Consider the following 6857-nt stretch of genomic DNA (forward strand, 5'->3'; position numbering starts at 1 on the left):
CAAAGAGCGTCTGGCGACTTTGCACGCAATCTGCGTGCGGTGTTGCCTTGAACAAAAGGATCAACCCGTTTCCGGATTTTTCCGGAGGCGGGTTGTCTTTTTTGCAAGATTTTCCGCATTCCCGCATAGAGTATAGAGGTACGCAGAAAGTAATCGAAACGGAGGTTTTTTCTATGTGCGGAATTACCGGCATGGTACATCTGGAACAAGACCTGCGGCAGCAGGAACTGCTGCTGCGGAAAATGCAGCGAACACTGCAACGCCGCGGCCCCGACCAAGAGGGCATTTTTCTCTCGCCCCAGTGTGCTATGGCACACACGCGGCTGGCGGTCATTGACGTGGAAAAGGGCAGGCAGCCTATGGAAGTCACTGCCGGCGGAGAAACCTATACCATTGTCTACAATGGCGAGCTGTACAACACCGCCGAACTGCGGACACAGCTGGAACAGGAGGGCACAGTATTTCAGACACACTGCGACACGGAAGTGCTTCTGCAATCCTATGTGCACTGGGGTCCTCGCTGTGTGGAACAGTGCAACGGCATTTTTGCCTTTGCCGTCTGGGAGCACAGTGCCCGCCGACTGTTTCTGGCACGGGACCGCATCGGCGTAAAGCCGCTGTTTTACGCGGAGATCCCCAACGGCTTTGTCTTTGGCTCCGAGATCAAGGCACTGCTCCAGCACCCCGATGTGCCCCACGAGATCGACAAGACCGGCATTGCAGAACTGCTTCTCATGGGGCCGGGGCGGACTGCCGGCGGCGGCGTGTTCCGCACCATACGGGAGGTGAAGCCGGCACACTGCGGCTACTACATGCAGGGGCAGCTGCATCTCCACCCCTACTGGGAACTGCACGCCGCAGAACATACGGAGAACTTTGCCGACACCGCCGCCCATGTGCGGGAACTGGTGACGGATGCCGTCCGGCGGCAGATGATCTCCGATGTGCCCATTGGAACATTCCTGTCCGGCGGGCTGGATTCCAGCCTGCTCTCCTCGCTGGCAAATCAGGTCATGCAGGAACAGGGCAGGGAACTCCACACCTTTTCCGTGGACTATCGGGACAACGACCGCTACTTTCAGAAAAGCCACTTCCAGCCCACCAGCGATCCCACCTATATCCGTGCTATGGAACGCTATCTGGGCTGCCGGCATCACTGGACGGTGCTGGACACACCGGCTCTGGCGGAAGCACTCTATGCCGCCGTAGATGCCCGCGACCTCCCCGGCATGGTAGACGTGGACAGTTCCCTGCTGCTGTTCTGTCGGGAGATCCGGCAGGAAGTCACAGTGGCTCTGTCCGGTGAATGTGCCGACGAATTGTTCGGCGGATACCCGTGGTATCGGGACGCAGACATTCGCCGCATCAATGGGTTCCCGTGGGCACAGAGTACTGCCTACCGGACACAGTTTCTCCTGCCGGAAATTGCGGCGGAGATCGATGCACAGGCATACGTGCAGAGTGCCTATGCCCGCACGGTGGCTGCCGCGGAACAGCTGCCGGACGATTCCCCGCTGGAATCCCGCATGCGGGAAATGATGAAGCTGAATCTGGATTGGTTCATGCAGACGCTGTTAGACCGGAAAGACCGCATGAGCATGTACAACGCTCTGGAAGTCCGTGTGCCGTTCTGCGATTACCGCATTGCGGAGTATCTCTACAATGTTCCGTGGGAGTACAAGGACTGGAACGGCTACGAAAAGGGACTGCTGCGGACGGCAATGCAGGACGTTCTGCCGCCGGAAGTGCTCTGGCGGAAAAAGAGTCCCTATCCCAAGACCCACAACCCCAGCTATTTGCAGGCGGTTTCAGAAATGCTCCGGCATGTGGTGGCAGATCCGCTTTCGCCGGTGCTGCAAATCGTGCGGAAGGAAATGCTGGAACGACTGCTGGAAAGCGAGGAATCCGTGCAGTGGTACGGACAGCTGATGACACGTCCGCAAATTATGGCGTACTTCGTCCAGATGAACTACTGGCTGGAAAAATATCAGGTAAAAGTGGTACTGTAAGACAGCACCCGTCGGCATGCCGGCGGGTGTTTTTTCGTGGCTTTCACTTGACAATCCCCGGCATTGTTTGCTATAATGAAACCAATGCGAAAAAATTTCGCAAAGCAACACCGCACAAAGCTTGTGCGTAAGCTGCATCGTCAGATTGCGTGCAAAGCCGTCAGGCGGGCTTTGTGCGGTGTTGCCGTAATTTTTTGGAGGCATAAACAATGAAACAAATCACCAGTTTTACGATCAATCACGACTATTTGAAGCCCGGTATGTACATTTCCCGCGTGGACGGCGATGTCATCACCTATGATCTGCGAATGAAGCTCCCCAACAATCCGGCAGGCGACTATCTGGAGGACAACGCCCTGCACACATTTGAGCACCTGTTCGCTACCTATGTCCGGAACACCCCGCTGTCTGACGGCGTGGTCTATGTGGGACCCATGGGCTGCCGCACCGGCTTCTATTTCCTCACCCGCAATACCGTTTCCGGTGCCGATGCCATTCGGCTGGTGCAGGAAACTTTACAGTATGTACTGGACTTCACCGGCGAGATCCCCGGCGGCAAGCGGCAGGAATGCGGCAACTATCTGGCTCACGATCTGGAGGGTGCCAAGGCAATGGCTCGGGAGTATCAGCCCATTCTGACAAACTGGACTCCGCAGCAGCTGAATTATCCCGCAGAGGTGCTTACAGGAACAGCTTCCGTCTGAAAAGGAGGGGTTATCTATGACCACATCAAAATATCTGCAAAAAAACGCAGCAGAACAGGATACCGCATCAAATACAACCCTGTCGCCGAACGAGCCGACAGAATCCAACAGTTCTTCCTTATCTGAGCCAAAACCGCCCGTGGTCACTGCTGAATAAACGCCAGAGAACAAGCCCCAAAAACCTTTGGGGAAACTGCTCTGGGAAAGCTTCTGCATCATACTTCCGCCAGTGCTGCTACTGACTGCGGTAGGCGTGGTGGCATACTATATTCTCTGTCCGTCAAAAGGCGAATTTCATGCAGACTGCACTGATACGCTCTACTGGGCAAAAGCGACTTATGACAGCGGAAAACTGATCAACCCAGACTTTTCCTATGCTTGTCTGCTGCCATTTGGCGGCAGCCTGTTGATGTTGTTGTTCCTGCCGCTTTTCGGTTTTTCCATGACAACCAATATGATGGGAATGCTGGTCTTTTTCCTTCTGTTCACAACATCATTGTGTTGGATGCTTCGGCAAATGCACTGGGATTCCCGATGGAACTGTATCACAGCGGCGGCATTCCTCATGCTTCTCAGTGCCAGCAAAAAACTGCGGGAAATCTTCTGGGGGCATACCATTTATTATAGTTTAGGAATCTTATTCCTGTTCTTCGGACTGGCACTGCTGTTCCGGCTGCAAAATCTGTCGGCAATACGTCAGACGCGAGAGGTCCGCATGCATACGATCCTGACCTTTATCGCACTGTTCCTGTTTTTCATACTTTGCTGCACCGACCAGATCACGGCGATCACGATCTTTGCACTGCCTGTTCTGGCTGGTCTGTTTCTGGAACGGGTGCTGGATCGAAAAACACCACTGCTGTACCAAAAGAATACTCGTGTACTGCTGCTGTTGCTTTCTCTGGGAATCGCAATCATTGCCGGCATGAAATTGGGAAATCTCTGGGCAAACGGCGTTGCAGGTGCATATGCAGATAATTATTCCAACTGGACTGCTCAGGAAACTTGGACAGAGCACTTTCAAAAACTGCCCTTGGCATGGATGACACTGCTGGGACTGGAGGACATTCCCGACAAAAAACTAATGTCCGGAGAAAGTATCATGAACCTGATCCGTATCATCACCGCACTGATTCTGGCAGTGCTGCCTGTTGCAGCGACCTGCTGTTACGCCAAGTATCGGGGACAGTCCGGCAGACAGATGCGTATTTTACTCTGGGCACACTGGACAGTCACCGGATTGATTCTCGTGGGCTATCTCTGCGGTGCACTTTCTGTGGCAAACTGGCGGCTCAGTCCGATCGTCTGCACGGCTTTCATTGTATCTATGGCATTCCTACGCTGGGCAATTACCAAACAGAAAACTATGCAGCGTGCGGCGGGCGTTCTCTGCGTGCCGCTGGCATGTTTCTGCCTGTTAAGTGCCTGCAATGTCCTGTTGCTGCCCACCAATGCGGAGGAAGTCAACGTACAGTACCAGCTGACCAATATGCTGGAGAAACAAGGACTGACCTATGGATATGCCACCTTCTGGCATGCCAATGCAATCACAGTGATCTCCGGCGAAAAACTAAAAGTACGCAATGTCAGTGTAAATGAGAATGGCGTACAAAAGGCGACCTATCAGACTGATTCTAGGTGGTATGAAGATCAGCCGGAACAGAAAAACTATTTCCTGCTGCTGAACAACGCCGAATATCAGAAACTTGACGAAAGAAAAGATCCGCTGCTGAATCAGGCAGAACGTTCATTTGTCCTGACAGACAGCAACGGCACAACATATCAGGTACTGGTGTTTGCAAAAAATATTTTCTAAGGCAATACTGAATAAAGCTTGTTCCACAGCATTCCCCAATTCTCATGAAATTATCACAAAGTGTGCCCGCATTTTACAAAAAGATGTGGTATGCTATTGTCATCATGAAAAGACAGCCGGAATCTGTTTCCCAAGGTTTCGGCAGATTCCCCGCCGTGTCTTTCAGCATACGGCACAGAGAGGAGTATGTATATGGAAGAATCCAAAAAGCCCAAAAAATCATGGATCTCATACTGGCTGATCGCGTTATGTGTGTTCATGCTGCTTCAGGCGTTTGTGTTCCCGAATCTGTTCAAGGGACGCGTCAAGGAAGTCGGCTACGACACATTCATCAGCATGACAGAGAACAAGGAAATCGGCTCTGTCAAGATCGAAAGCAGTCAGATCACATTTACTGACAAGGACGAAAAGCAGGTATACCAGACCGGCACCCTGAACGATCCGGAACTCATCGACCGGCTGTACGCCTCCGGTGCAAAATTTGAATCGGAGATCGACAGCGGCACCAGTCCTCTGCTGTACATCCTGATCAGCTACGTGCTGCCCATTGCCCTGATGCTGCTGGTGTTCCACTTCTTCAACAAGAAAATGGCACAGCGTATGGGCGGCGGCGATGGCTCCATGATGTTCGGCATGGGCAAGAGCAATGCCAAGGTCTACGTCAAGTCCACCACCGGTATCAAGTTCAAGGACGTTGCCGGCGAGGAAGAAGCCAAGGAACTGCTGGCGGAGATCGTGGACTATCTCCACAAGCCGGAGCGTTACAAGGAGATCGGTGCTTCCATGCCCAAGGGTGCCCTGTTGGTGGGACCTCCCGGAACTGGTAAAACCCTGCTGGCGAAAGCCGTTGCCGGCGAAGCCAACGTCCCGTTCTTCTCCATTTCCGGTTCGGAATTCGTGGAAATGTTCGTGGGCATGGGTGCCGCAAAGGTGCGTGACCTGTTCAAGCAGGCAAACGAAAAGGCTCCCTGTATCGTCTTTATCGATGAAATCGATACCATTGGTAAAAAGCGTGACGGCGGACAGTACGGCGGCAACGACGAACGGGAACAGACCCTGAACCAGCTGCTGACCGAAATGGACGGCTTCGACGGTTCCAAGGGCGTTGTCATTCTGGCGGCGACCAACCGTCCGGAATCCCTTGATCCTGCCCTGCTCCGTCCGGGACGGTTCGACCGCCGGATTCCGGTGGAACTGCCGGATCTACAGGGACGTATCGACATTCTGAAGGTCCACGCCCAGAAAATCAAGCTGGCAGGAAACGTGGATTTCTCCGCCATTGCCCGCACAGCTGCTGGTGCTTCCGGTGCAGAGTTGGCGAACATCATCAACGAGGCTGCACTCCGTGCCGTTCGTCTGGGACGCTCCTGTGCCACACAGGAAGATCTCATGGAGAGCGTGGAAGTCGTCATCGCCGGCTATCAGAAGAAAAACCGTGTGCTGTCCAATAAAGAAAAGCTAACGGTTTCCTATCACGAAGTGGGACACGCTCTGGTGGCTGCCCTCCAGTCCCAGTCTGCTCCGGTGCAGAAGATCACCATTATCCCCCGCACTTCCGGTGCACTGGGATACACCATGCAGGTGGACGAGGGCGAACATTACCTCATGACCAAAACCGAAATGGAAAACAAGATCGCAACGCTTACCGGCGGACGTGCCGCAGAGGAACTGATCTTCCACGAGATCACCACCGGTGCTTCCAACGATATTGAACAGGCAACCAAGCTGGCACGCTCTATGGTGAGCCGGTTCGGTATGAGCAGCGAGTTTGGCATGGTGGCAATGGAAACCGTCCAGAGCCAGTACCTCGGCGGTGATGCCAGCCTGACCTGCTCCATGGAAACCCAGACCAAGATCGACAAGAAGGTCACAGAGATCATTCAGACACAGTACGACAAGGCAATGCAGCTGTTACAGACAAACCAGCCGAAGCTGCACGAGATCGCGAAGTATCTGTATGAACACGAAACGATCACCGGCGAAGAATTCATGCAGATTCTCAACCGCCCGATGATCGAACAACAGTAACTGAAAATTTCCGAAAAGCAAACGCCCTGCAACAATTGAACTGTTGCAGGGCGTTTTTGTTGCCTTTATTTGTTGCCTTTAAGAAAGGTCTGGCTCCGGCAGTATGTTAATCAGATGTACCAGAAACCGCATCAGAGAAACGGCATCATTGCTGCCTACTTCTCCATCACAGTCGGCATTTTTCTTTGCCATGCTGTCCAGTGAAACGGCTAAAGTCAACTCATACGCAAAAAAGCTGTCACATGATTCTTTGCATGTGACAGCCTTTTTATAAGGCAATACCGCACAAAGAGCGTCTGG

General features: G+C 53.1%; 6 protein-coding genes. 5 read left to right on the plus strand and 1 reads right to left on the minus strand.

All coding sequences use genetic code 11. The features are described 5' to 3' along the window. Positions 1–173 precede the first annotated feature (173 nt). The 5 genes from asnB (at position 174) to ftsH (ending at position 6557) form a co-directional block, all read left to right on the plus strand. A complete protein-coding gene (gene asnB, locus RUMCAL_RS03355) occupies positions 174–2009 on the plus strand; it encodes an asparagine synthase (glutamine-hydrolyzing) (RefSeq protein WP_040646799.1) in 1836 nt (611 codons plus the stop codon). Between the two features lie 209 nt (positions 2010–2218). After that, positions 2219–2713, plus strand: coding sequence for an S-ribosylhomocysteine lyase (locus tag RUMCAL_RS03360; RefSeq protein WP_021681105.1), 495 nt, complete (start codon positions 2219–2221; stop codon positions 2711–2713). A 16-nt stretch (positions 2714–2729) separates the two neighbouring features. Further along, complete coding sequence (locus RUMCAL_RS15345) at positions 2730–2870, plus strand: hypothetical protein (protein ID WP_156902396.1); 141 nt, start codon at positions 2730–2732, stop codon at positions 2868–2870. A 27-nt stretch (positions 2871–2897) separates the two neighbouring features. Further along, complete coding sequence (locus tag RUMCAL_RS03365) at positions 2898–4529, plus strand: hypothetical protein (RefSeq protein WP_021681106.1); 1632 nt, start codon at positions 2898–2900, stop codon at positions 4527–4529. Positions 4530–4721: 192 nt separating this feature from the next. Then, positions 4722–6557 carry an ATP-dependent zinc metalloprotease FtsH gene (ftsH, locus tag RUMCAL_RS03370; RefSeq protein WP_040646803.1) on the plus strand — a complete coding sequence of 612 codons (1836 nt, stop codon included), beginning with the start codon at positions 4722–4724 and terminating at the stop codon, positions 6555–6557. 78 nt (positions 6558–6635) lie between these two features. Here the strand turns inward: ftsH and RUMCAL_RS16155 are convergent. Then, positions 6636–6857: hypothetical protein (locus RUMCAL_RS16155; RefSeq protein WP_021681109.1), on the minus strand; the 222-nt coding region annotated here is incomplete at its 5' end.

Source organism: Ruminococcus callidus ATCC 27760 (assembly GCF_000468015.1).
Taxonomy (GTDB): Bacteria; Bacillota; Clostridia; order Oscillospirales; family Ruminococcaceae; genus Ruminococcus_C; species Ruminococcus_C callidus.